The sequence below is a fragment of the Pseudomonas sp. H1_G08 genome, assembly GCF_054681355.1.
Genome location: NZ_CP162822.1, coordinates 502,320 through 526,827, shown reverse-complemented (window position 1 = coordinate 526,827; position 24,508 = coordinate 502,320). Strand labels below are relative to the sequence as shown.

Sequence of the window (24,508 nt, the reverse complement as noted above, 5' to 3'; positions counted from 1 at the left end):
CCTCTGGGAGAGGGATGGGGTGAGGGCAACAATCTTCAGCCCTACACTTCATTCGAACCCACCAAAGTCTAATCCCACCTCTCCCATTAGTTTAGAAAAATCTGAACTAAGTTTTTGCCCGTAGCGATTCTTCCCCATCACTACATTTCGCATGATCGGCCCCACAGCGGCGTCCGAACCTGTGCTCAACGGCGCGCCGGCATAAATAAAACAACGACGATGAGGCCCTACCCGTGGACAAGATTCTTCACCAACCACTGGGCGGCAACGAAATGCCGCGCTTCGGCGGCATCGCCACCATGCTCCGACTTCCCCATCTAACGACCGCTGCCGGCCTCGACGCTGCCTTTGTGGGCGTGCCGCTGGACATCGGCACTTCGCTGCGCCCCGGCACCCGCTTCGGGCCGCGCGACATCCGCACCGAATCGGTGATGATCCGCCCGTACAACATGGCCACCGGTGCCGCGCCATTCGACTCGCTGTCGGTGGCCGACATCGGAGACGTGGCGATCAACACCTTCAACCTGCTCGACGCCGTGCGCATCATCGAAGAAGCCTACGACAACATTCTCGAGCACAACGTTGTTCCGATGACACTGGGTGGCGACCACACCATCACCCTGCCGATCCTGCGCGCGATCCATAAAAAGCACGGCAAGGTTGGCCTGGTGCACATCGATGCCCACGCTGACGTCAACGATCACATGTTCGGCGAGAAGATCGCCCACGGCACCACGTTCCGTCGTGCAGTCGAAGAAGGTCTGCTCGATTGCGATCGCGTGGTGCAGATCGGTTTGCGTGCCCAGGGTTACACCGCTGACGACTTCAACTGGAGCCGCGACCAGGGCTTCCGCGTCGTTCAAGCCGAAGAGTGCTGGCACAAGTCGCTGGCGCCGTTGATGGCGGAAGTGCGCGAGAAGGTCGGTGGCGGTCCGGTGTATCTGAGTTTCGACATCGACGGCATCGACCCGGCCTGGGCGCCCGGCACCGGCACCCCGGAAATCGGCGGCCTGACCACCATTCAGGCGATTGAAATCGTCCGTGGCTGCCAGGGCCTCGACCTGATCGGTTGCGATCTGGTAGAAGTCTCGCCCGCTTACGACACCACCGGCAACACCTCGCTGCTGGCCGCCAACCTGCTGTACGAAATGCTCTGCGTACTGCCTGGCGTGGTTCATCGCTGAGGGTCGGTCATGCACGCACGTGATCAGGTTTTGCACGCGGCCGCCGAGTTGGTCGCCGCGTTTGCGCGTAACGATCGCGAAGCTTACTTCGGGGCGTTCAGCGCCGATGCCAGCTTCGTCTTCTACACCCTCGACCAGCCATTGCTGTCGCGCGATGCCTATCAGGCGTTGTGGGACCGCTGGCGTGCCGAGGATGGTTTCGAGGTGCTGTCGTGCACCTCGAGCAACGCCTTTGTCAGCCTGCAGGGTGACGTGGCGGTTTTCATCCATGACGTGGCCACCGAGCTGCGCATGCAAGGGGAGCAACATTTCAGCCAGGAGCGCGAGACGATTGTTTTCAGAAAACAAGCGTCGAGCCTAGAACAACAAGGCCTATGGCTGGCCTGTCACGAACATTTGTCCGCAATGCCGGAAGGGCTGCCACCCCCTTAGCCAACGGTGACGCTCACGCACGATGAGCGCGCCTGATGATCGGAGCAGATCATGAATAACAACAACAACGAAAAAAGCCTTAGCAGCATCGAAACAAACGGGGTCGAGCAGATCCCGGATCATGAGCGCGACGCCCGACCCAGCGACCTGTTTCGCTTGATCTTCGGCGGCGCCAATACGTTTGCCACCGCTGTGCTCGGCAGTTTCCCGGTGCTCTTCGGCCTGTCGTTTCAGGCCGGTGTCTGGGCGATTGTCCTGGGTGTGGTGGTCGGTGCGCTGATCCTCGCGCCGATGGGCCTGTTCGGCCCGCTCAACGGTACCAATAACGCCGTGTCTTCCGGTGCGCACTTCGGCGTGCACGGGCGGATTGTCGGTTCGTTCCTGTCGTTGCTGACGGCGATCGCGTTCTTCTCGCTGTCAGTGTGGAGCTCGGGTGATGCGCTGGTCGGCGGCGCCAAACGCCTCGTCGATTTGCCGGAAACCGACCTGACCCTGGGCCTGGCCTACGGTCTGTTCGCGCTGCTGGTGCTGACCGTGTGCATCTACGGTTTCCGCATCATGCTGTGGGTCAACCGCATCGCCGTGTGGGCCGCGAGCCTGTTGTTCCTGCTCGGCATCTTCGCCTTCGCCCCCGCTTTCGACAGCCAGTACGCCGGCAGCGTGGCGCTGGGGCAGGCCGGGTTCTGGGCGGCATTCATCGGCGCGGCGCTGGTGGCGATGAGCAACCCGATTTCCTTCGGAGCGTTCCTCGGCGACTGGTCGCGCTATATCCCGCGTGAGACGCCGAAGGGCCGGATCATGCTGGCGGTGATCGCCGCGCAACTGGCGACGTTGATCCCATTCCTGTTCGGCCTTGCCACCGCCACCATCGTCGCGATCAAGGCGCCGGACTACATCGCCGCGAACAACTATGTCGGCGGCTTGCTGGCCGTGTCGCCGAGCTGGTTCTTCCTGCCGGTGTGCCTGATTGCGGTGATCGGCGGCATGTCCACCGGCACCACATCGCTGTATGGCACCGGGCTGGACATGTCCAGCGTGTTCCCGCGCGTGCTCTCCCGGGTCAAGGCGACCTTGCTGATCGGCGTGCTGTCGATCGCCTTTATCTTCATCGGCCGTTTTGCGGCGAACCTGGTGCAGAGCGTGTCGACCTTCGCCGTGCTGATCATCACCTGCACCACCCCATGGATGGTGATCATGATCATCGGCCTGGTGGTACGGCGCGGCTTCTACTGCCCGGATGACCTGCAAGTGTTCACCCGCGGTGAACAGGGCGGACGCTACTGGTTCAACCACGGCTGGAACTGGCGCGGCCTCGGCGCGTGGATCCCCAGCGCACTGGTCGGCCTGTGCTTCGTCAACCTGCCGGGGCAGTTCGTCGGCCCGCTGGGCGAATTGGCCGGCGGCATCGACATCAGCCTGCCGGTGACATTGGGCCTGGCGTCGGTGGTGTATCTGACGCTGCTGCGCTTGTTTCCTGAGCCTCGGGAGGTGTTTGGGCCAACGGATGTGCGCAGCGAAGCCGCAATAAAACCTCAACTGCGTCAGGCCGCCTGACACGAATCCCCTGTGGGAGCGAGCCTGCTCGCGAAGACTTCAGCACATCCAACATTGGTGTGACTGACAGACCGCCTTCGCGAGCAGGCTCGCTCCCACAGGAAGCCTTGCAGACCCCATTTGCTTGACCATAAAAAAGACAATCGGAGACACGCCATCATGGCTTTGGATTTATTCGTCGTACTCATTTATGCCGCTGCGATGCTGATTCTCGGCTACTACGGCATGCGCAAGGCCAAGACCCACGAAGACTATCTGGTTGCCGGGCGTAACCTGGGGCCGTCGCTGTACATGGGCACCATGGCAGCAACCGTACTCGGCGGCGCGTCCACCGTCGGCACTGTGCGTCTGGGCTACGTGCATGGCATTTCCGGTTTCTGGCTGTGCGCGGCACTGGGCTGCGGCATCGTCGCGCTGAACCTGTTCCTCGCCAAACCCTTGCTGAAACTCAAGGTATTCACCGTCACCCAGGTCCTGGAGAAGCGCTACAACCCGATGGCGCGCACCGCCAGTGCGACGATCATGCTCGCTTACGCGCTGATGATCGGCGTGACCTCGATTCTGGCGATCGGCACCGTGCTGCAAGTGTTGTTCGGTCTGCCCTTCTGGATTTCCGTACTGCTGGGCGGCGGTATCGTGGTGACTTATTCAACGATCGGCGGCATGTGGTCGCTGACCCTGACGGACATCGTCCAGTTCGGCATCCAGACGGTGGGCCTGATGTTCCTGCTGCTGCCGATCTGCCTTTACCGCGTAGGCGGCTGGGATCAACTGGTCGCGCAACTGCCGGCGGCCAGCTTCAACTTCACCAGCATCGGCTGGGACACGATCATTACCTACTTCATGATCTACTTCTTCGGCATCCTGATCGGCCAGGACATCTGGCAGCGGGTGTTCACCGCCAAAAGCGAAAAGGTCGCCAAGTACGCCGGCACCTCGGCCGGGATCTACTGCATCATTTACGGTCTGGTCTGCGCCTTGATCGGCATGGCTGCGCATGTGCTGATTCCGGATCTGGACAACGTCAACAACGCGTTCGCCGCCATCGTCAAAGTCTCGCTGCCCGACGGCATCCGTGGCCTGGTGATCGCTGCCGCACTGGCGGCGATGATGTCCACCGCCAGCGCCGGCCTGCTCGCCGCGTCCACCACGCTTACCGAAGACCTGCTGCCGAAACTGCGCGGTGGCAAACAGTCCAATATCGCGGTCAGCCGCCTGTTTACGCTGCTGACAGGGATCGCGGTGTTGGGCATTGCTCTGGTCGTCAATGACGTGATCAGTGCGCTGACCCTGGCTTACAACCTTTTGGTCGGTGGCATGCTGATTCCGCTGATGGGGGCGATTTTCTGGAAGCGTGCGACTACTGCCGGGGCGATCAGCGCCATGACGCTGGGCTTTGTCACTGCGCTGGTGTTCATGGTCAAGGACGGCATGGACGCGAACACGCCGATCTATTACAGCCTGGGTGTCAGCCTGGTGAGCTTCGTACTGGTCAGCCTGTTCTCGCCGCGCCCGGCGACCGTGGCCACTGCGGTGTGAATCGACAGTAACGAGGTGATGTTTTCTTCAGCGGGTGTGGCGTCGGTGGCCACACCCGTTTTTTTCGCTTGGCGAAAAGCAAAAGATCGCAGCCTTCGGCAGCTCCTACCATTTGTAGAAACTGCCGACGGCTGCGATCCTGAAATCTCTGATCGGAGGTATTAACGGCGACGTGGCTGGCGCCGACGCTGTTCGTCGTCCGTGCGAATCGGTACCGGTTGCAGAGGCGGTTCGATCAAACCGAGGGCAACTCCCAAATCGTGCAGCCAGTTCTGGATTTTCTCTTTCATCGTCATGCCCCCTTCAGGGTGGTGCTGAGCGGCCGGAATTCTGAGGCCGCTTCGCACTGATAATAGTCCGAAGTCCTACGCAATGCTCGGCCAAATCCGCAATGATCTGTTACTGAATTGAACAGAATCTGTTGCGATTGGTTCACGCGGTTTCCCGCACTTCATGCAAAGCCACGGGATAGACCGCTTGCTGCACGTCGATCCAGGCATTCAGGTTGGCCCCGGCCATACCCTTGCGCCACATGAGCCACGTTGTCGCACCCGCGAACGGCTCGGCCAACGGATGCACCGCGACGCTTTCGCGACCCGGCAGGCTGGCGAGCATCGACTCGGCCATCAACGCCACACCACTGCCGGCAATCACACAGGCGAGCATGCCCTGATACGACTCGATCTCCATCGGCCGGCCCATTGCGGCATGGTAGTGGGCGAACCACGCTTCCAGACGCATGCGATATGAACAACCCTGGCGAAAAGTGAACACCGAGCGCCCTTCCACGTCCCGCGCGGTGCGTACCGGCGGATGGTCGATTTCAGTGATCAGCACCAGCCGTTCCTCGCACAACGGCACGCCATCAAGCCCGGCCAGTTCCAGCGGTCCGTCGACCAATGCCGCGTCGAGGCGACCGGTGAGCAACCCTTCAAGCAGTTCGCCGGTCGGCGCCGATTGCACCTGCAAATTCACCATCGGGTATTGCTTGTGATAACGCGCCAGCAGCGCCGGCAGATGGATCGCCGCCGTGCTGTACATGGTGCCCAGCACGAAATCCCCGGCCGGTTGCCCGCCCATCACCGCCGCACTGGCCTGATCGCGCAGAGCGAAGAGTTTGCCGGTGTAGTCGAGCAGCACCTTGCCCGCCGGCGACAACTGCAAACGCTGCCGTTCGCGCACGAACAATTCGACACCCAGCTGCTCCTCGAGCTGTTTCAGGCGCGTCGACAGATTCGACGGCACACGATGCAAGCGCTCGGCGGCGCGGGTGATCGAGCCTTCCTCGGCGACCGCCTGAAATATCCGCAGCTGGCTGAATTCCACAATCTTCTCCTGAACAGAACAAGTTACTCACTATTATTCAATTTTAAAGAAAGTCAATCGATCCTAGCCTGACGGTCATTGCTGCTTTGAAGGAAGCCCGACCATGTCGCCGCTGATACGTTTATCCGCCTGTTTCGTTGCCCTGATGATGGCCATGGGCATCGGCCGTTTCGCCCTGACGCCACAGATGCCGCACCTGCTCAGCGAAGGGCAGATCGACCTCACCGCCGCCGGGCTGATCGCGGCGGCCAACTACCTCGGCTATCTGCTTGGTGCTGTGGATGCGATGTTCGCGCAGCGGCCGCAGCAGGTGCAGCGGCGATTGCATGGCGGATTGTGGCTGTGCGTGCTGCTGACACTGGCGTCGTCTAGGGCCAACGGTTTCTGGTCGCACCTGCTGTTGCGCTTTGGCACCGGGGTGGCGAGTGCCTGGGTGCTGGTGATGATTACTTCGCTCAGCCAGCCGCTGGCGGCGGCAGCGGGTCGCCCGCGCTGGGGTGCCCTGGTTTTTGCCGGGCCGGGTCTGGGGATTTTTCTCACAGGCTTGCTGGCGCTGGTCTCACATCGATTGCAGCAGACATCGGCAACCCTGTGGCTGATTTACGCGGCGGCTGCGCTGCTGATGATGCTCGGCGTCTGGCGATTATTGCCGCAGCCCACGGCGGTTGCGAGGCCAGTGACAATGCATATGAACACAGCGAATCGAGGCATTGGCCGGCTGGCGCTGGTGTATGCGCTGTACGGCATCGGCTATATCATTCCGGCAACGTTCCTGTCGCAGATGGCCAACGCACAGTTTCATGGCCAGTGGCAGGCGGATCTGTTCTGGCCGTGCTTTGGCCTCGGCGCGGCAATCGGTGTGTGGTTGGTGAGTCTGCGCCGACATGATCCCGAGACCACGCGGCACTGGCTGATGGCGACGTTGTGGCTGCAAGCGGCCGGAGTGTTCGCCTGTCTGCTGGGCAGCGGCCTCGGCCTGGCGTTGGGGGTGATCCTCTGCGGCACGCCGTTTCTGGCCTGCATGCAACTGGTCATGCAGCGTTCGCGAGAGCTGGCGCCCCACGCCACTCAGCGCAACGCCGGGATGCTCACGGCGTGCTTCGCCGTCGGCCAGCTGAGCGGCCCGCTGCTGGCGGCGCTGAGCAGCCATTTCAGCGGCGGTTTGCAGCCGGCGCTGCTGATCGCCGGTGCCGGCCTGTTGCTGGCCGGCGCGCTGGCGATGCAGGCCAAGGCTACTGGCCCAGCGCCTTGCGCAAACGCCGACGCAGCCACTGCTCGGCGCTGACGAAAGTGATGCCGAGCAGCACCAGCACGGCGCCGATGACGAAGTTCAGGCTCAACTGTTCGCCGAGCAGCAGCACGCCGAAGGTCACGCCGAACAACGGCGTCATGAACGAAAACACCGCAAGGTTGGCCGCCAGATAACGGCGCAGCAGCCAGAACCACACCAGGTAGCTGAAGAACGACACCACCAGGCCCTGGAACAGCACACTGGCCACCGCCACGGTGGTCAGGCTGACGTGGGTGATCTGGCCGCTGAACAACGCGATCAACAGCAGGCCGATGAAACCGACCAGCAATTGATAGAACAGGGTCAATGTCACCGGCGCTTCCGACAGTCGCGAGGCCCGCACCACCACGGTGGTCGCGCCCCAACAAGCGCCGGCCAATACGCCGAAGGCATCGCCCAGCAGCATGCGCCGATCAAGGTTGTCCCACGACACACCGCCGGCGAAGGCAATCGCGATGCCGATGAACGCCAGGAGAATCCCCAGCCATTGCAACGGGCGCAACCGCTCGCTGGCCAGCAGGAAATGCACGCCGAGTGCGGTGAAGATCGGCGCGGTGTAGAGGAACACCGACATGTGCGCGGCGGTGGTCAGTTGCAGGCCTTCGGCGATGAACAGGAATTCCAGACCAAACAGCGCACCGGCCAGCAAACCGCCGCGCCAGGTGCTGCCGACCTGATCCCAACCGCCCTTCCAGCAGATCAGCAAACCGACCAGCAAAGCCGAGATTCCTGAACGCCCTGCCGCTTGCATCACCGGCGCGATGTCAGTCGCCGCCCATTTGATCAGGACTTGCTGCACACCCCAGATCAGGCACAGGCCGATCATCACTTGCAGGGCAAAACCGTCGGCATTGCGCCGCTCGGCACTCACCGCAACACCTCGAACACACACAACATGGCAGGCCATCCATTGGTCAGGAAACAGTGTCGGGGATTATCAATCAGATGCGCGGAAAAAGCCGTCTGGAAAAGACCTTTATTTGGTCAGTGGCGTCAGCGCTGAATGGTTGACGGCTGCGCCGTCATTCGCGGGCAAGCCCGCTCCCACAGAGGGTTCGGTGAACATGTGGGAGCGAGCCTGCTCGCGAAGAGGCAGCATTGCCAACACAACTGCCGGAGCAGCTCAGGCAAACCGCTTCGCCACCAAATAACCCACCGTGCAAGCAACGGCCGTCGCCACTGTCCCCCACGCCCAATCCATCAAACTCACCTGCACCGACCAGTCGCGCAATGTCGCCCAATTGGTCAGGTCATAAGTGCCGTACGCCACCAGCCCCAACAGCGCACCAAGCTTCGCCGCTCGCTGCCAGCTCAGCGCCGGCAAGACCACGAATACCACGCAGCCAATAACGTACAGGCAATAAAAAACCGCTGCGGGCAACAGCAGCGGTTTATCCAGCATCAGCGAACCGAGCAGTTCGCGATAGGTCGGCGCCATCAGCAGCCCGAGCCAGATCCCATCGAGCAGCAGAAACGTCAGTAGCGTCGAGACGTATGCGATCAGCGCCTTTTTCATTGGCTCACCCCTTTAGATGTGGGAGCCGCCGACTTTCAAGATCAAGATCAAAAGATCGCAGCCTTCGGCAGCTTCTACATGGGCCTGCGGTGAGTCAGGTTAGTTCAATGCGATCGGCGTGAATGACGATCTTGCCTTCCTTGTACAGCGAGCCGATGGCTTTCTTGAAGTTGCCCTTGCTGACGCCGAACAGGCTGCTGATCAACGCCGGATCACTCTTGTCGCTGACCGCCAGGGTGCCGTCGTTTTCGCGCAACTTGCCGAGGATCTTCGAACTCAGGCTGCTCGCCGCTTCCTGGCCAACCGGTTGCAGGCTCAGGCTGATCTTGCCGTCGGCGCGCACTTCCTTGATGAAGCCTTTCTCGCGCATGCCCGAACGCATGAACTTGAAGATTTCGTTTTTGTGGATCAGGCCCCAGTGCTTGTTGTTGATGATCGCCTTGAAGCCCATGTCGGTGGCTTCGGCCACCAGCAGATCAACTTCCTGGCCCGGGCTGTAGGTGGCCGGGGTCTTGTCCAGGTAACGATCGAGGCGCGCGGTGGCGGTGATGCGGCGCGTGTGTTTGTCGAGGTAGACGTGCACCACGCAGTATTCGCCAGCGGTCATCTGGCGCTTTTCTTCCGAGTACGGCAGCAACAGATCTTTCGGCAGCCCCCAGTCGAGGAACACGCCGATGCTGTTGACTTCAACCACTTTCAGGCTGGCAAATTCGCCGACCTGAACTTTGGGTTTTTCCGTAGTGGCGAGAAGTTTGTCTTCGCTGTCCAGATAGATGAATACGTTGAGCCAGTCTTCATCTTCGCTGGGAATATCTTTGGGGATATAACGGTTGGGCAAAAGAATTTCGCCATCGGCACCGCCGTCCAGATATAAACCGAAGTTAGTGTGTTTAACCACTTGCAAACTGTTGTAACGCCCGACTAAAGCCATTTCCGAAACCCTCAATACGTGGGCGGCATTCTACCCGTTTTTGCCGCAGACGTCGGGCGACAGATCCTCGCAGCGGAAAATCTGCGTCAACCTGTTGATTTTGCTTGAGCACTGCCCGGTGAGGTGCCGCTCGTCAGTCCGGTCGGGCGGCTTGCGGCTGTGCGCAATCGCCTCACACTCGCGCGATGTTCTTATTTAAAACAGGGAGTTAGCGAAACATTAATAGTGTCGAACCGGCAATAATGCAGCGCTGCGGTTGGTTATTCCGGGGGATATTTACCAAGCTATTGTCAAGTTATTCCTGTACGATGCCTGGCCGAGTTACTTTTCTAAAGGTTAATGGCCGCCATGCGTGTAAAAGCATCCACCAGCAAAGCAAAGCCAGCTCCAGCCGTTGAAACCAGCGAATCGATCAACGATCAGATCGCAGCATTCCTCAAGTCCGGCGGCGAGATCCAGCAAATTGCCAAAGGCGTCAGTGGCCAGACATTCGGCCCGTCCAAGCAGATCAGCCTGGGCAAGAAGTAACACCGGTTTTACCCCGTCCAGAGGCGCTTTGAGCTTCGAAGCGCCTGGACTGGCACCGCGCAATCCCCCTTCGCTTTAAACAATAATCCTCAAAAATCGACGAACGGCCATCAATGCCGGTTATTCGCCGGTATCCTTGCACGCGTCTAGATCAAGCGTTTCAGCAGGCCTTCGCCCTGCGCTCGCGGTTCATGGAGTGACGCATGCGCCCATTTTCCTGTTTATTGTTCGTCAGCCTGCTGTCAGGCGCGACCGCGCACGCGCAGGTTTTTCAGGGTGAACTGGGCGACTTCGATCTCAAGCTCGGCACCACGCCCAGCCGCAGCATGGCCCAGGGTCTGGTGAAACCGGCGGCGGTCGGCTCGTTTCACGGCGGCCTCGACCTGAGCCACGACAGCGGCGTGTATTTCGGTCAGTACGCGCCGAGCATGGGCATCACCCCCGGCAAAAACCTCGAGATCGATTCCTACGTCGGCTTCAAGCAGCCTTTCGATCAGGTGCTCGGCTATGAAGTCGGGATGATCCATTACAGCTATCCCCGCGTGGACACCCTCGACAGCCAGGAGCTGTTCGGCGGTCTGACTCTGCTCGGCAGTCGCTTCGGCATCGCATTGAGCAACGACCCGGATAAACAGAACAACACCTTGTTTGCCGACCTCACTGGCAATCAGCCGTTCGGCATCGGCGTGAGCATGAAATACACCACCCATCAACTGAACACACCGGTGGCGGTGGACGGTGGTTATGTCAGCAGTTTCACCGATTGGTCGGTGAAGCTGTCGCGACCATTCATGGGTGTCGATCTCGATCTGATCTACAGCAATTCCAGCCTCAGCGGCAGCGATTGCTCGGCCTATTCCGGGCACAACAGCGAGTGCGACGGCCTCGTCACCCTCAAGGCTGTACGCACGTTCTATTGATCGGCTGAACTGCCGCGCGCATCCTGCATCACATAAGAATCAGATTTCCGACGCCAGGCTCTCGCAAGGATTTGCCCATGTCTCGCTGGTTCAAACAGATTGCCGCCCTGCTGATCTTCACCCTCGCCCTCGGCGCTTGCAGCCGCGTGGGCCTGGCCTACCGCAACCTCGACGTGATTATTCCATGGTCGCTGAGTGACTACGTGGACATGAACGGCGAGCAGAAAGACTGGTTCAACGACCGGCTCAAAGAACACCTGAGCTGGCACTGCACCACGCAGTTACCGGGTTACCTCGACTGGCTGGACCGATTGCAGGCCATGGTCGAGAGCAATCAGGTCAGCGACGCCGCCCTGCAGGAGCGCACCGCCGAAGCCAAGCAGGCCATTGCCGAAACCGCCCGGGAAATCACCCCTTCGGCCATCGAGTTGCTACAAGGTCTGGACGATAGACAGGTGGCAGAAATGAACGACGCGTTTGCCAAGGATTTGCGCAAACGTCAGCAGGAATACGTGAAACCGCCGTTGGCCCAACAGATCAAGGAACGCGGCGAGCGCATGGAAAAACGCCTGAACGATTGGCTAGGACCGCTCAGTGATTCACAGAAACAACGCGTCGTGGCCTGGACCAATGCCTTGGGCGACCAGAACACCCAATGGATCGCCAACCGCGCGCACTGGCAGCAACAGTTCAGTGCCGCCGTTGCGCAACGCCAAAGCCCCGAATTCCCACAACGCATCGAGACGCTTCTGGTCAACCGCGAGCGCTTATGGACAGCAGATTACCGCAAGGCCTACGCCAACACTGAAGCCCAGGCACGCTCGCTGTTTGTCGATCTGATGGCGCAGAGCACACCGCAACAGCGTGAGCGCTTGTTGAAGAAAATCGAGAGAGTGCGCAAGGACTTCAATGACCTGAAATGCCTGAAGGCCGCTCAGAAACCTTGAGATTACTGAAATCCAATGTGGGAGCGAGCCTGCTCGCGAAAGCGGTGTATCAGACAGTTCAATGTCACTGACAAACCGTATTCGCGAGCAGGCTCGCTCCCACAGGGAGATTTCGCTGGCTCAGGCGATTTGAGCCTTTGAAGCGACTTCATCAAATGTCACCTCATCCAGCGCATCCTCCTGCTCATCCAGCACCTGACGCGGGTGGTCGTTGCCGGGGATGCTGCTGTCGATCAGGCTCAGCAGGCTGGAGCCGCGCTGCGTCAGAATGAAATTGTTGCCGGTACTGCCTTCATGATCCGGACGCGGCTCGATATAACCACGGTCAAGCAGCAGACTTTCATACTCACAGGCCAGCGTTTTCAAATGGTCGAGATTCTCGATCGGCTCGCCGGCGCTGGCTTTCTCGGCCGCGTAGGCTTCGGCATAAGCGCGGGGAGCGAAGCTCTGTCCAGCGCTGTTCTGCACTTCATGCAGCAAACGTTCAATCAAATCCCAGTTATAAGTTGTCATCCTGGTTCAACCTCCGGTGCGGGTGATTTGTGCCGCTTTCAAAGGTTGTGACCCAAGCGCTGCGCAGCCGTTCAGCCGCATATCTTCGCGGCGACCGACCGGCGGTCTGTCGATTCTCTCGCTGGTTAAACGACTAGTCTGAAACAGCCGGTTCAACCCGCAGGAGACATGGTCATGAACGTTGCAAACCATCCGGTGGTATCACGCGAAGAATGGCTCGCTGCCCGCCAGCAGCATCTGGCCCGCGAAAAAGCCTTCACCCGAGACCGCGATCGCCTCAGCGCCGAGCGCCGCGCCATGCCGTGGGTGAAAGTCGACAAGGACTATCACTTCCAAGGTCCGAACGGCGAACTGAAGCTCAACGATTTGTTTGGCAACAACAGCCAGTTGATCATCTACCACTTCATGTTTGCTGAAGGCTGGGAAGAAGGCTGCCAGGGCTGCTCGTTCCTCAGTGACCACATTGATGGCGCCAACCAGCACCTGGCCCATCACGACGTCGCAGTTGTCGCCGTTTCCCACGCGCCGTTGCGCGAGTTTCAGGCGTTCAAACAACGCATGGGCTGGAAATTCGACTGGGTTTCGTCAGAAGGTTGCGATTTCAATTACGACTTCGGCGTCTGCGCCCGGGCTGAAGACGTCGCCGAGGGAAAGGCTACCTACAATTACGAAAAAACCGACAGCGCCGAGGAAGAAATGCCGGGGCTGAGCGTGTTTTATCGCAATGACGAAGGCGAGATTTTTCACACCTATTCAACGTACGCACGCGGTCTGGACATGCTGGTCGGCGCTTACCACTACCTTGATCTGACGCCCAAGGGCCGGAATGAAGACGAGATCATGGAATGGGTGCGACATCATGATCGGTATGACGGTGTGCCGAAGTCGGGTTGCTGTCATGGTGAGCAGCGATCTTGAGTTCACTGTGGAGAAAACACACGAGGACCTGTGGGAGCGAGCCTGCTCGCGAAAAACGATTACACGACAAGGCGGTGCTAACGTGTCGCCTGTTTCGCGAGCAGGCTCGCTCCCAAGGAGAACAATGTCTGGTTGGGAATTTGGCACGCACGTCGAAATGTTGTTCAACGCTGTATCGTTTGTGCCGTATTAAGCCGACAGGGCTCTGCGGATGTGCGTCCGCTATAATACGAGGTTCTGACATGGACAGGCGCCAATGCAAAAGCTCAGTTTAGAAACCAAAAAAATCTTGTTTGCCAAGCATCGCAAAGCCAACTTCGCAGCGAGTTTGCGTCTTGAAGGTTTCGTTCCGTCTGCTTGTGAAGGCGAGATCAAGCTGCCGACGCGAGAGGCCGCGTTGAAAGCTATCTTGCAATTAGCTGAAACGTAGCTGTGGACTTTGATCCGCATTCCTCCTGCGAAGCTTACTGAACTTTTGCCACGCTTCAGCCCTCAACCGGTTAACCCGCCTTAACCGGAACTGAGGCCTGCCCATGAAAATCCTGATCAAGCTCTCCCTCGCCGCCACCCTTGCCTGCGCCCTGCCCGTCTGGGCTTGCACGCCGGAAGAGGCGACGATCAAACGCGAACAACTGGCCAAGGAAGTCTCAAAGCTCACCGAGCAGAATCCGGAAAAAGCCAAGGAGATTAACGCCGAGTTGCAGAAAATGGATCTGGGCACGGCCAGCGCCGATCTGCCGGACAAGTGCCAGTTGATCGATCAGCGTTTGAAGGAACTGGGATCGGCGGAGAAAAAAGCCGACAGTTGAGGACGAAAAAAAACCGGACATTGTCCGGTTTTTTTATGCGCGTTTTAAAGCTTACTCAGCCGCAGGTTCTGCTGGCTTGCGACGCTTGAGCGGGGCCATGCCGTCGCTGCTCACCAGAGAATCCGGCTTTGGACGGTTGACGCTCTTGCGCTTGGTCGGCGTCTTGGCGGCGGTTTTCTTCTTGTCGCCCTTGGCGTCGGTCTTTTTCTTTTTCACGCCGACGGCTTTGCCCGAGGCCTTGACCTTTTTCGGCCCGCCGTAGGTGCCTTTGACTTCCTTGATGGTGCGGCGCTCGAAGCTTTGCTTCAGGTAGCGCTCGATGCTCGACATCAGGTTCCAGTCGCCGTGGCAGATCAGCGAGATCGCCAGGCCATCGTTGCCGGCACGGCCGGTACGACCGATGCGGTGCACGTACTCGTCGCCGCTGCGTGGCATGTCGAAGTTGATCACCAGATCCAGACCGTCGACGTCCAGACCACGGGCTGCAACGTCGGTAGCGACGAGGATCTTCACACCGCCCTGTTTCAGTCGATCGATCGCCAGTTTGCGATCCTTCTGGTCTTTCTCGCCGTGCAGCACGAACGCCTTGTATTCCTGAGCCACGAGGCGGCCGTAGATGCGGTCGGCCATGGCGCGGGTGTTGGTGAAGACGATGGCCTTCTGGTAGGTCTCGTTGGCCAACAGCCAGTTCACAATCTGCTCTTTGTGCTGATTGTGGTCGGCGGTGATGATTTGCTGACGAGTCGTCGAGTTGAGCTGGCTGACCGCGTTGAGCTGCAGGTGCTCAGGGTTGTTCAGGACCTTGGCGATCATTTCGCGCAGGCCGGAACCGCCGGTGGTGGCGGAGAACAGCATGGTCTGCTGACGGTTCGGGCACTCATCGACCAGACGCTGCACGTCTTCGGCGAAACCCATGTCGAGCATGCGGTCGGCTTCGTCGAGGACCAGCACTTCAACTTCTTTCAGGTCGAGGTTGCCGGCATTGAGTTGCTCGATCATCCGTCCCGGGGTGCCGATGAGGATGTCCGGCACTTTGCGCAGCATGGCGGCCTGGACTTTGAAGTCTTCGCCGCCAGTGATCAGGCCGGACTTGATGAAGGTGAACTGCGAGAAGCGTTCGACTTCCTTCAAAGTCTGCTGGGCCAGCTCACGGGTTGGCAGCAGGATCAGCGTCTTGATGCTGACGCGGATCTTCGCCGGGCCGATCAGGCGATTGAGGATCGGCAGGACGAAAGCGGCGGTTTTGCCGCTACCGGTTTGCGCCGTCACCCGCAGATCACGCCCCTGGAGCGCCAGCGGGATGGCCGCGGCTTGCACTGGCGTTGGCTCGACAAATTTCAGCTCGGCCACGGCTTTGAGCAGGCGTTCGTGCAGGGCGAATTGGGAAAACACGGGTGCTACCTCGAAGATATGCAAAAAAACAGCTGCATAGGTTACCGGTTTCGAGCGCTCAGGCCGAGTTTCTTTGTGCAAACGCCGACAATCAGTGGTTTTTTTGTTGCCCGATTTGTCACTCGCTGCAATACACAGCGTCTTAAATGCTCTAATCGGCCCTCGCGTCTTACAGAAGAAACGTTTCGCTCATGGATATCAAACAGCTCTGGTTCAAAGCCCAAGGCCTCTGGGGCACGCTCGAAGAGCACCCACTTCTGCAATCGGGACTGGCGCTGCTGGTGCTGCTGGTCATCGCGCTGGTGCTCGGGCGAGTGGCGCGTTACCTGATCCTGCACGCCAGCCGCATGCTCGGCCGCCAGCCGGCGCTGCACTGGATCAACGATTTTCGCCACAACAAGGTGTTTCAACGACTGGCGCAGATGACGCCGTCGCTGGTGATCCAGTTCGGCCTGCACCTGGTGCCGGAGCTGAGCAAAACCGCGATGAATTTCCTCGGCAACGTCGCGCTGGCCTTCACCATTCTGTTCCTGCTGCTGGCGGTCAGCGCACTGCTCAACGCCCTGCTCGACATCTACGCGCGCACCGAGCATGCGCGTACACGCTCGATCAAAGGCTACGTGCAACTGGCGAAAATGGTTTTGTACGTGTTCGGCGCGATCATCATCGTCGCTACATTGATCGACCGTTCGCCGCTGTTGCTATTGTCCGGCCTGGGTGCGATGTCGGCAGTGATTCTGTTGGTCTACAAGGACACGCTGCTGTCGTTCGTTGCCAGCGTGCAACTGACCAGCAACGACATGCTGCGGGTCGGCGACTGGATCGAGATGCCACAAGTCGGCGCCGATGGCGACGTGGTCGACATCACGTTGCACACGGTCAAAGTGCAGAACTACGCGTGAACTCCGGTAATTTGACGTTACCCCGGAGCTGGACTTCAATGGACAGACACCTCTTCTGTAAGAGCCTGCCATGCCAGCCCAGAATCCTCAGAAACCCCAAACGCCCCCCGCTACCGCAAGGTATCCCTCAAGAACGTGAGGCTTTGGGAGCCCTGTAAGCCCGAAGAGGCTTTTGACTGGATTGCTGCTTCCGATGCTGATGAAAGCCAGGCCGATCCCTATCCCACCAGGCCAATCCATCTCTCCGACGAGTACGCCCCTCACCTATACGTAATCCTGCGCCCCGATGGCGCGTTGTGGCAGGAAGGGAGTCTCTATCTATTCGAGTCAATTACGGAACAGGGCATGAGCGAATCCTCTGCAGCGAACGCTGCGGGTGATCTTGCTGACTTCATGAACAAGATGGATGACAGCGGCTTGGACTTTCTGAACTTTGACGGCCCCCAATCCCTTCGCCCCACATACCGATACAGGGCGACACTCAAAAGCGAAATCATGAGCGGTGCTCGTAGCAAAGGTTATTGCAACCGTAAGATCTACAGTGTTCAAGGACTGTATCGATGGCTTACCACCACCCGAAACTTCAAGCCGAAGCAGCCAATGTGGGTAAGTACGACTCGGCAAATCCCATACACTGACCGGCATGGAAATACCCACATAAAGGAAGTTATCTCAACTGACTTGACCTTCAAAAAAAGCAAGTCCATACCGGTAGGCAAATACATTATTGACGGAGGAAAGCTCTGCCCAATATCTCGCGAAAACCAAGATCGCGTTATGCATGCACTGTTTGAATTGGGAAACCCAGAAATGCTGTTAGTGCACATTGTTGGGCTGACAACCGGAATGCGGGTGCAGACCAACCTTACACTACGTCACGACTCCATCACGCAAGGGGTGGGGGACGAGGACGACCCCAATAAGTATGCGTTGTACGGAATTAACGTAGCCTTCGAAGATAGCCCGGTGGAGGCAAAGAACAGCAAGGAACAAGTGATCATGATGCCCGCATGGGTTCACCACATGCTGCACGTTTATATAAATTCCGACAGACACAAACAACGCGCGGCCAAGTCCCCAATCACGGAAGATTCTCAGCAGTACATTTTCCTGACTCGCACAGGAAAACCGTATTACGTGGCGAAGGCAGACGAGCACTTATTCGACTTCAGCACCGAAAAAGGCTCAGCCCTACGCCACTTCTGCAAGAAGGTCATAGATGTAGTGAAGCGAGATAACAAAAGATTCAACTACCAGCTTCATGATCTAAGGGCCACTTTTGGCATGAACCTTATCGAAGATAACAACGGCGACATGGAGAACGGAAAGATGAACCAACTCGAACTTTTAGACACTTTGAAAAATAGATTAAACCAAGAGGATATAAACGTGACGATGCGCTACCTCAAATACTACCAGGATCACCCGCGCCTGGCCCAAGCACAATCAGGCTTCGAAATTCATCTCGAAAGCCTCGTCCGAACGGAAATGGTGAAGAATGAAAAGCGCCGAGCAAACCGTCCACCTCCTCAACCTGGAGACACTGACGAATGACCAATACCAAACTGTCATCTCCAATTGCGCGATTGAGCGTCTTGTAATTCGCTGCACCAGTGACCGAAAAATCAGTATCGGTTCACTCTGCTATGGCGCCCGTGACGCCGACAGCCGAAAGATCCCCAAGCCGGTAGATGAGTCATCTCTCTGCCCTGCGCGTGCACGCGCTATTCGTGCATGGTGCGCAGAAACGGGAAACCGACATATCGGCAGTGGGTATACCTTTTATACCAACGCGACCGAGTTCGTAAGTTTCAGCGACTGGTGTGATGCCAATCAACACTGCGGCTTCCTAGCCAACGCAGAAGCGTACAAAACTGCCTTGGATGAGTTCTCTATTCACTTGCAATGGCAAGTTCAGAGTGCTGAAGGTATCGGCACCTTCACTGCCAATCGCCTTCAGAGTCAGGCGATCAAAAGTGCCTACATTATTTTCCCAGGTTCTCCTCTTAATTTCCTCACTGACCTGCCTATCATCTCTCACAGCAGCCTCAATAAGGAGACAACTGAAACACCCTCAATGGAGGAGATGACTGCCCACCTCACTCGCTATCGCTATTTATTTGACGGCCTAACAGACTTTGTGCTTAAAGGCTTGGCATTTCCGTGCCGCATTCCCTACATGGACACCGAAGCCACTTTGCTTCCAGCAGAGTATGCGATTACCACTCCAGCAGTACATCAGACGGCGAAAGTCGGGAATCATAACTTTTGGAATTACCGCGACGGAAAGGTCAATTCCCTGGAAGAATGCAAGGCCAGGTCATCACAGACAGAACGTCACTTAATCAGGCAGAGGCACGAAGCGTTACGCGAGCTGAATGATGCGAACTTCAACCTCCGCCACCGAAAGCGGATTTGGTTAGCCGCCTTGGCCCAAGATGCATTCATCTCTCATTTTGTAGCCAATACTGGGATGAATGAAGCCCCAATGCGCAAGCTCGTGTGGTCGAATGACTACACAGTAGAAAACAGTGAAAATGCCGGCTTTGTCGTTATCAAGCAGCGCGCTGGCGGCATGGAGCAGTATTTTGAGATCCAGAAGCCATTCCTCAAGGACTTCAAGAAATTCTTGAAACTTCGCGAGTACCTCACCAATGGCCTGCCACACCCCTACCTCTTCATAAACATCACCCTGGATGTGGCCAAACCAATCCCAATCAAATCCTCCTGCATACATTTTGCTAACGGTAAAATCAGGAGTTTTCTCGAACCAAAATTTTCTGGCCTGGGATATCAGAAGCTGCGTAAGTACAAGTCTGTTTACTTACTGAGTACCGGCCATCCTGTAGAAGTAGTCTCGGCCCTCATGCAAACAAGCGGTAAAACTGTCCTAAAGCATTATGCTAGCGCAGAAGAAAAAACCGCCATCGACGAGATCACCGAGGTCATGACACTCGCGCGAACGATCTTCGAAAGCCACTACACCCTCCCTACGCCTGCATCAGGATGCGGAGGCGGGGAACCCGAGGAGACCGTAGAGCCCCCGGAAGCCTACCAGCCAAATTGCCGAAACTTCGTGGGATGTATTTTTTGCAGCAAATTCCGCATGCATGCTGACGAGAACTCTATCCGAAAGGTATTGAGTATGCGCTGGGTCACTTCAGAGTTTTTGAATGCCTGCACCGACGCACATCAGTTCCACACCGTTCATGGCAATGCGATTCTCCGCATCGATGCATTAATGGCCGAACTTATCCAATTCCGGCCGGAGGCCAGAACGTTAGTTGAACGAATCACACTTGAGATCACAGAAAACTTTCATCTTACCGATTACTGGGAACGACTCTACAGCCGACTCATCCGAACCAAGGTGATCCAATGAGCAAATCCACTAATGATACCCAACGCCATAGCATGCGCCACGCGAAAGACCTCCACGCCCGTATTTACTACGGTATGGATTTTCGCCGACTTAGCGAGCAAACAGTTATTTCTAGCGATGAGACTGGTATCACCCTGCTCGGGGACGATGAGTGGAAATTGGCTGATTTTGCATTCCACGTGGGCGACAATCCATATTTCAGTTTCTTGCCGTTCTATACCCCTAACACGCACTCCCTCGCCAATACGTTGCTGTGTAAAAAACTCTTCATCATCAAGATGTTTGCTCCGAACAACAAAACAGGACTTCCCCTTCGCATCTCCACGATGCACAAATTGAGACAATTACTGGAGAAAGTGTGCCGTTATTGCGCAAGTGCAAACATTACCGCTGAAAGTGTCTTTTCATCATTCGAAACATTCAAGGCGTTCCAGCAGTCCATACCCCAAACCTTGAATCGAGACCTTGTAGCATTAGTCCGAACGCTAAACCAGCTTGATAGCAGCCAGAGGGGCCTGACGCTGGATGGCAAAATATTTCCCTACATGCAGAAAATCGCACGCTCTTCGCGGAACGAGGGACAGCAGACCCCAATCATTCCTAGTCGAATCCTGCTGAAAAAGTACAATCAATATTCTATCTGCCTGGACGACTATATTCAGAACCACTACAAGATCGATATTTTCTTACGGCGGTCATTAGAAAATCCCTATTTTGCCAAAGAGGAAAACACCCATTACAGAGAGCTTAGCCGCCCAGGTACAGAGGCTCAAAAAATCGCGCACATGCGGAACCCGATCACATTCGAGGAGGCCATAACAGATTTAAATTTGGTTGACTTATGCCAGCGTTACAAATTGGTCAGCGCTCCTTCGCTTCTGAGCTTCCTTTCGCTAGCGGCACATTGCGCAAAGAACCTTATTCACCTTTTCACCCTGATGCGTGATCATGAAGTGACGGGGCTTGGCAAAGATTGCTTGGAACCGGTGGAAGGATGGAACAAAAAAGCGCTTTATGTAATCGGAATCAGTACTAAGCAGCATAGCAAGGCCAAACCAACAAAGTGGATCACAACTGATGCCATTTTAAAGCCTATCGACGCACTTACCAAGATCAACTCTATTCTTGCCCCCTTCTCCAGCCACAAGGATTCACTCTTTCTGAGCACCTCCGTACACCCCATAAGCAATGGCAGAAAAGATGCCAAAGCCGGGCACTTCAAAAAGCGGAACTTGGAATACCGCCTTGATCCTGTTCTCATAACAAACGAGGACATCCTTGAGCTGGAGACCATCGACCCGCTACGAAACTGGCGGGGCGACAAGAAATATCAGATTGGGAAACCGTGGCATGCTTCGAGCCATCAATTCCGACGTTCAATGGCGGTATTTGCGGCTCAGAGTGGGTTGATCACACTGCCCTCGCTGAAGCGCCTCTTAACCCACCTCACCAGAGTCATGTCCCAGTACTACTCCAAAGGTTGCTCGGCGAAAAACTACTACTTTGCGCTCATTAACCCGGAGCTCACCCAAGAGCTCAGGAAGGCCAAGCAGGAAGCCGATGGGGCCATGTTCATTCGGGATGTCTACAAATCTGTGGAGCGTCTATATGGCGCTCGGGGACGGCAACTCATGAAGGAACGTAATGACTCTGTCTGGCTGAGTGAGACTGAGGAGGAAATGCAGCGCCAGGCAAAGCTGGGGCTTAGGTCATACATGGAAAGCCCGCTCGGAATTTGTACATCTGCAGAACCTTGTGACAAGCGTGCTCACGGCAATTACGAGACATGTCCAGGGTGCTCAGCGCTTGTAGCCAAGGAGTCAGTTATGAATGAGACCATCAACATCATGAGGTTCGACCTTGAGCAGCTTGATCCCAAAAGCATAGAGTACCGAGCAGAGGAGCAAAACCTTGCCAACTTCATAGAGATACGAGACCGGATCATCGCGAAGGGGTAGAGCTGCATATCGACCCATGCCATGTTATCTGCGATATGACGGGCAACAGGTGCGACCCGCCTCCCATGCGGATCCCCTGATGCCCTCAACCAAGCTGTGCTCGCAAGGGCGGCAATGCCCCCCCATCACCACAGCCATCACTGATTTTCAAAGGAATCACCGATGCCGGACAGCCCTGAAGAGTCGAGTACCCTGAAGCCCTATTACGCTGCCCTCAATCGCCTCGTGGCAGGCAAGAGCGAAGTGGTTCCAGCCGGTACGAAGATCACACTCAACGCGGTGGCCATGGAGGCAGGTAAGAGCGCGGGTAGCATCAAGAAACAGCGCTCCGTTTATGCAGCGTTGATTCGCGAGATCAAGCAGCGTGCAAAGGAGCAGGAGGAGCAGAGTCTTCCTGGTGCGTTGAAGATACAAGAGGCCAAGGCCAAGACAGCAAAAGCCAAAGCTGAAGCAGGATCTTTTGAGGACAAGTACAAAGCGGCGCTGGGCCGGGAGCTCATGCTACTGCGAGCCTGGGAGAAGTCGGAGCGCCGTTTGCGCCAGCTTGACAATGTTGTCCCCCTTCATCCGCCGAGCCGCCCCTGACCCGATTGAGCGCTGATGGTGAGGGTAGGCCGCAGCAGCTTGCCCTCACCATCATCGTCGACGTCCAGTTGGTACCGTGATACTTCGATGAAGTGAAGGAGCAAACCTCACTCATGACACAGCTGATAGATGCGCTACGCGCAACCGCCACCAAGTGGCGGGCAGGTAACCAGGAACAAGCTGGAGGCGTTGTGCTGGTGTGGGGAGGCGAGGTGTACGGCTGGAAGAACGAACTGCGCGATCCAGAAAGCGAGCGCCCAGGCGTCTACGCCGTGGACAAGGCTGGTCTTGTCTTCCAGGCTCAAGGCGGCGACGACTACAACGGCGCGAAAGCGTGGGTCGCTGTTAACCCCGATGAACAATAGAAAAGAGAAACCCGAGTTCCACTCAGTTATCCGGATTTTTCCGTTAAGCCCCGTTGCTCCAAGACAATCATGGCCCACGCAGGCGCAGAGCTTTGATGCCCTCCAACAGTTCAACCGCCTGCTCGGCTACATCCGCATCAATGTCTTCCCGATCAGCCTCATCATGGGTGCCCTTGTTCAGGTACCCCAGACCAGGGTCTTCTTACCAATTCGCAGAAAATTGCATCTCGACGCTTGCTCCCCATCTAAACAATAGTGCTCGCCCCTCGCTCCGCCCCAGGCACAACGCCCAAATCAAGCTACACGATCATATTAATCATATGTATAAATCATATGAAACCCATTATCGGGCGACCGCGTGAAATGCAGTAAAATCTTTTCTTTTTCAGGAAGACTATTGTGATCACCAAACACATATGAAAGCACTTTTGCGATCCGCACTGCCATATCTGGGAGACGGGCATCATCACTATCTTTAGCGTCATCACAGGCAATCTTTACATCGAAGATCGAAAAACCATCGGGCACCTCAAACTTCCCCCCATCCATCACCAACTCATCCAGAAGCTCAAAGCTTTCCACCTGAGTACCGTACCGACCGAGCAAATAATTTAGATCATGTAAAAACGACCGAGGAGAAAGCTGAACAGCCTCAACAAGGTCTTGCCCCCTTGCAGCCAAAATTATCAACGCCAGCCCTGTAACAAGTTTAACCCCAACCCTAAACTTGTATATCTCCATGCATACACGCCCAAGCTCTTCCCCAGAAAGCGTTACAACTTTTAATACATCCCTGCCATAGCTTACTTCAATCTTTCCACCCAAGCACTTGTAACTCTTATGCACCGCAATATTTCGCCATTGATTAAGTGGAACACCGAATAAACTCTCACCAACAACAGCGAGGTTACCGTCCTCCCCAAAGAAAGACCTGCAGCCGTCCCACAGAAAATGCAAGGGTATATCTTTATCCACATCAACATGGTTTCTTTGGAAAGCGGCAATCAACCAACCCTCCCTCGCCACCATAAATTCCAAAACCTTACCAATTACCTCAAACTGCTTATCAACACTCTCTTTGAAACTGTAACCCTTGTGAATTCTAGGATCAGAATTAAGCATCGACCAGAAAGAGTCATTACCCTCTCTACAGCCTTCTTCTGCCTTAGTAAAAATAGCTTGTGCAGCCGATTTTTCGAGCTTATCAAACCATTCCACCAATGTATTGACGGCTACCTCTAGGGGAGATAAATCCCCATCCCCCTCCCTCGTCATCAAAAACAGCTCAAAAGTACCTAAATAGGTGGCAAAAAATTCAGCCTGAACCTCGAACCTCTCCGCCAAACACTGGGAAAAAGATTCAAAATAGGCTTTTACCACCCCCGCATCTTCCCCAAACAGACTCGTATTAGCTGGCGTAACCTTCATAAATACCCTTGTAGAATTTCAATTCAGCGACAAGATAGCTTCGTTAAATCGTCTATCACCATGATCCATCTGATCAGCCGGTAACACG

At 56.6% G+C, this 24,508-nt stretch carries 24 protein-coding genes and 1 pseudogene; 17 read left to right on the top strand and 8 right to left on the bottom strand.

Features of this window, described 5'->3' with window-relative positions; genetic code table 11:
• Positions 1 to 233: 233 nt before the first annotated feature.
• The 4 genes from speB to AB4N85_RS02445 all read left to right on the top strand — a co-directional run bounded on the left by speB (position 234) and on the right by AB4N85_RS02445 (position 4,709).
• A complete protein-coding gene (speB, locus tag AB4N85_RS02460; protein ID WP_460066861.1) occupies positions 234 to 1,184 on the top strand; it encodes an agmatinase in 951 nt (316 codons plus the stop codon).
• 9 nt (positions 1,185 to 1,193) lie between these two features.
• A complete protein-coding gene (locus AB4N85_RS02455; protein WP_460066857.1) occupies positions 1,194 to 1,616 on the top strand; it encodes a YybH family protein in 423 nt (140 codons plus the stop codon).
• Positions 1,617 to 1,667: 51 nt separating this feature from the next.
• Positions 1,668 to 3,170 carry a purine-cytosine permease family protein gene (locus AB4N85_RS02450; RefSeq protein WP_041478966.1) on the top strand — a complete coding sequence of 501 codons (1,503 nt, stop codon included), beginning with the start codon at positions 1,668 to 1,670 and terminating at the stop codon, positions 3,168 to 3,170.
• Between the two features lie 159 nt (positions 3,171 to 3,329).
• Positions 3,330 to 4,709, top strand: a complete 1,380-nt coding sequence (locus tag AB4N85_RS02445) for a sodium:solute symporter family protein (RefSeq protein ID WP_460066854.1) — start codon at positions 3,330 to 3,332, stop codon at positions 4,707 to 4,709.
• A 161-nt stretch (positions 4,710 to 4,870) separates the two neighbouring features.
• On the opposite strand, the gene AB4N85_RS02440 is transcribed toward AB4N85_RS02445, so the two are convergent.
• Together AB4N85_RS02440 and ptrR are read right to left on the bottom strand one after the other, a co-directional pair.
• A complete protein-coding gene (locus tag AB4N85_RS02440) occupies positions 4,871 to 4,999 on the bottom strand; it encodes a PA1414 family protein (protein ID WP_003184145.1) in 129 nt (42 codons plus the stop codon).
• Positions 5,000 to 5,141: 142 nt separating this feature from the next.
• Positions 5,142 to 6,035, bottom strand: a complete 894-nt coding sequence (gene ptrR, locus AB4N85_RS02435; RefSeq protein ID WP_252877673.1) for a putrescine utilization regulator PtrR — start codon at positions 6,033 to 6,035, stop codon at positions 5,142 to 5,144.
• 103 nt (positions 6,036 to 6,138) lie between these two features.
• On the opposite strand from ptrR, the gene AB4N85_RS02430 reads away from it, so the two are divergent.
• Positions 6,139 to 7,320 carry an MFS transporter gene (locus AB4N85_RS02430; protein ID WP_460066851.1) on the top strand — a complete coding sequence of 394 codons (1,182 nt, stop codon included), beginning with the start codon at positions 6,139 to 6,141 and terminating at the stop codon, positions 7,318 to 7,320.
• Here AB4N85_RS02430 and AB4N85_RS02425 read toward each other — a convergent pair.
• From AB4N85_RS02425 to AB4N85_RS02415, 3 genes are all read right to left on the bottom strand, one after another.
• Positions 7,268 to 8,197, bottom strand: coding sequence for a DMT family transporter (locus AB4N85_RS02425; RefSeq protein ID WP_041478962.1), 930 nt, complete (start codon positions 8,195 to 8,197; stop codon positions 7,268 to 7,270). The genes AB4N85_RS02430 and AB4N85_RS02425 overlap by 53 nt on opposite strands.
• A 252-nt stretch (positions 8,198 to 8,449) precedes the next feature.
• A complete protein-coding gene (locus AB4N85_RS02420; RefSeq protein ID WP_150636587.1) occupies positions 8,450 to 8,842 on the bottom strand; it encodes a DUF2177 family protein in 393 nt (130 codons plus the stop codon).
• Between the two features lie 94 nt (positions 8,843 to 8,936).
• Positions 8,937 to 9,773 carry a CvfB family protein gene (locus AB4N85_RS02415; protein ID WP_016771157.1) on the bottom strand — a complete coding sequence of 279 codons (837 nt, stop codon included), beginning with the start codon at positions 9,771 to 9,773 and terminating at the stop codon, positions 8,937 to 8,939.
• A 339-nt stretch (positions 9,774 to 10,112) separates the two neighbouring features.
• Between AB4N85_RS02415 and AB4N85_RS02410 the strand changes: the two genes are divergently transcribed.
• The 3 genes from AB4N85_RS02410 (at position 10,113) to AB4N85_RS02400 (ending at position 12,168) form a co-directional block, all read left to right on the top strand.
• Positions 10,113 to 10,301, top strand: a complete 189-nt coding sequence (locus AB4N85_RS02410) for a hypothetical protein (RefSeq protein ID WP_016985943.1) — start codon at positions 10,113 to 10,115, stop codon at positions 10,299 to 10,301.
• Between the two features lie 203 nt (positions 10,302 to 10,504).
• A complete protein-coding gene (locus AB4N85_RS02405) occupies positions 10,505 to 11,221 on the top strand; it encodes a TorF family putative porin (protein ID WP_236167948.1) in 717 nt (238 codons plus the stop codon).
• A 77-nt stretch (positions 11,222 to 11,298) separates the two neighbouring features.
• Positions 11,299 to 12,168, top strand: coding sequence for a DUF6279 family lipoprotein (locus AB4N85_RS02400; RefSeq protein ID WP_252868975.1), 870 nt, complete (start codon positions 11,299 to 11,301; stop codon positions 12,166 to 12,168).
• A 120-nt stretch (positions 12,169 to 12,288) separates the two neighbouring features.
• On the opposite strand, the gene AB4N85_RS02395 is transcribed toward AB4N85_RS02400, so the two are convergent.
• Positions 12,289 to 12,681 carry a transcriptional regulator gene (locus AB4N85_RS02395; protein WP_095180673.1) on the bottom strand — a complete coding sequence of 131 codons (393 nt, stop codon included), beginning with the start codon at positions 12,679 to 12,681 and terminating at the stop codon, positions 12,289 to 12,291.
• Positions 12,682 to 12,855: 174 nt separating this feature from the next.
• On the opposite strand from AB4N85_RS02395, the gene AB4N85_RS02390 reads away from it, so the two are divergent.
• From AB4N85_RS02390 to AB4N85_RS02380, 3 genes are all read left to right on the top strand, one after another.
• Positions 12,856 to 13,599, top strand: coding sequence for a DUF899 domain-containing protein (locus tag AB4N85_RS02390; protein ID WP_460066845.1), 744 nt, complete (start codon positions 12,856 to 12,858; stop codon positions 13,597 to 13,599).
• Between the two features lie 256 nt (positions 13,600 to 13,855).
• On the top strand, positions 13,856 to 14,029 hold the full coding sequence (locus tag AB4N85_RS02385; protein WP_460066842.1) for a YhfG family protein: 174 nt from the start codon (positions 13,856 to 13,858) through the stop codon (positions 14,027 to 14,029).
• A gap of 103 nt (positions 14,030 to 14,132) precedes the next feature.
• A complete protein-coding gene (locus AB4N85_RS02380) occupies positions 14,133 to 14,408 on the top strand; it encodes a hypothetical protein (RefSeq protein ID WP_041478956.1) in 276 nt (91 codons plus the stop codon).
• A gap of 51 nt (positions 14,409 to 14,459) precedes the next feature.
• Here the strand turns inward: AB4N85_RS02380 and AB4N85_RS02375 are convergent, their stop codons facing one another.
• Entirely contained in the window at positions 14,460 to 15,800 is a 1,341-nt protein-coding gene (locus tag AB4N85_RS02375) for a DEAD/DEAH box helicase (protein ID WP_024012040.1), read from the bottom strand.
• A 191-nt stretch (positions 15,801 to 15,991) separates the two neighbouring features.
• On the opposite strand from AB4N85_RS02375, the pseudogene AB4N85_RS02370 reads away from it, so the two are divergent.
• The 6 genes and pseudogenes from AB4N85_RS02370 to AB4N85_RS02345 form a co-directional block, all read left to right on the top strand.
• Positions 15,992 to 16,696 (top strand): annotated as a pseudogene (locus AB4N85_RS02370) (mechanosensitive ion channel family protein); the annotation flags it as partial.
• Positions 16,697 to 17,047: 351 nt separating this feature from the next.
• Positions 17,048 to 18,256, top strand: a complete 1,209-nt coding sequence (locus AB4N85_RS02365) for a site-specific integrase (RefSeq protein WP_460066839.1) — start codon at positions 17,048 to 17,050, stop codon at positions 18,254 to 18,256.
• Positions 18,201 to 20,084 (top strand): hypothetical protein, encoded by a 1,884-nt coding sequence (locus AB4N85_RS02360; RefSeq protein ID WP_460066837.1) that lies wholly within the window; start codon positions 18,201 to 18,203, stop codon positions 20,082 to 20,084. Before AB4N85_RS02365 ends, AB4N85_RS02360 begins: the two co-directional genes overlap by 56 nt.
• Positions 20,081 to 22,042, top strand: a complete 1,962-nt coding sequence (locus AB4N85_RS02355; RefSeq protein WP_460066835.1) for an integrase — start codon at positions 20,081 to 20,083, stop codon at positions 22,040 to 22,042. Before AB4N85_RS02360 ends, AB4N85_RS02355 begins: the two co-directional genes overlap by 4 nt.
• A gap of 162 nt (positions 22,043 to 22,204) precedes the next feature.
• Complete coding sequence (locus AB4N85_RS02350; protein WP_038847266.1) at positions 22,205 to 22,627, top strand: hypothetical protein; 423 nt, start codon at positions 22,205 to 22,207, stop codon at positions 22,625 to 22,627.
• A gap of 113 nt (positions 22,628 to 22,740) precedes the next feature.
• Positions 22,741 to 22,992 carry an antirestriction protein ArdR gene (locus tag AB4N85_RS02345; RefSeq protein WP_038847264.1) on the top strand — a complete coding sequence of 84 codons (252 nt, stop codon included), beginning with the start codon at positions 22,741 to 22,743 and terminating at the stop codon, positions 22,990 to 22,992.
• Positions 22,993 to 23,304: 312 nt separating this feature from the next.
• Here the strand turns inward: AB4N85_RS02345 and AB4N85_RS02340 are convergent, their stop codons facing one another.
• Positions 23,305 to 24,420, bottom strand: coding sequence for a hypothetical protein (locus tag AB4N85_RS02340; protein ID WP_460066831.1), 1,116 nt, complete (start codon positions 24,418 to 24,420; stop codon positions 23,305 to 23,307).
• Between the last annotated feature and the right edge of the window lie 88 nt (positions 24,421 to 24,508).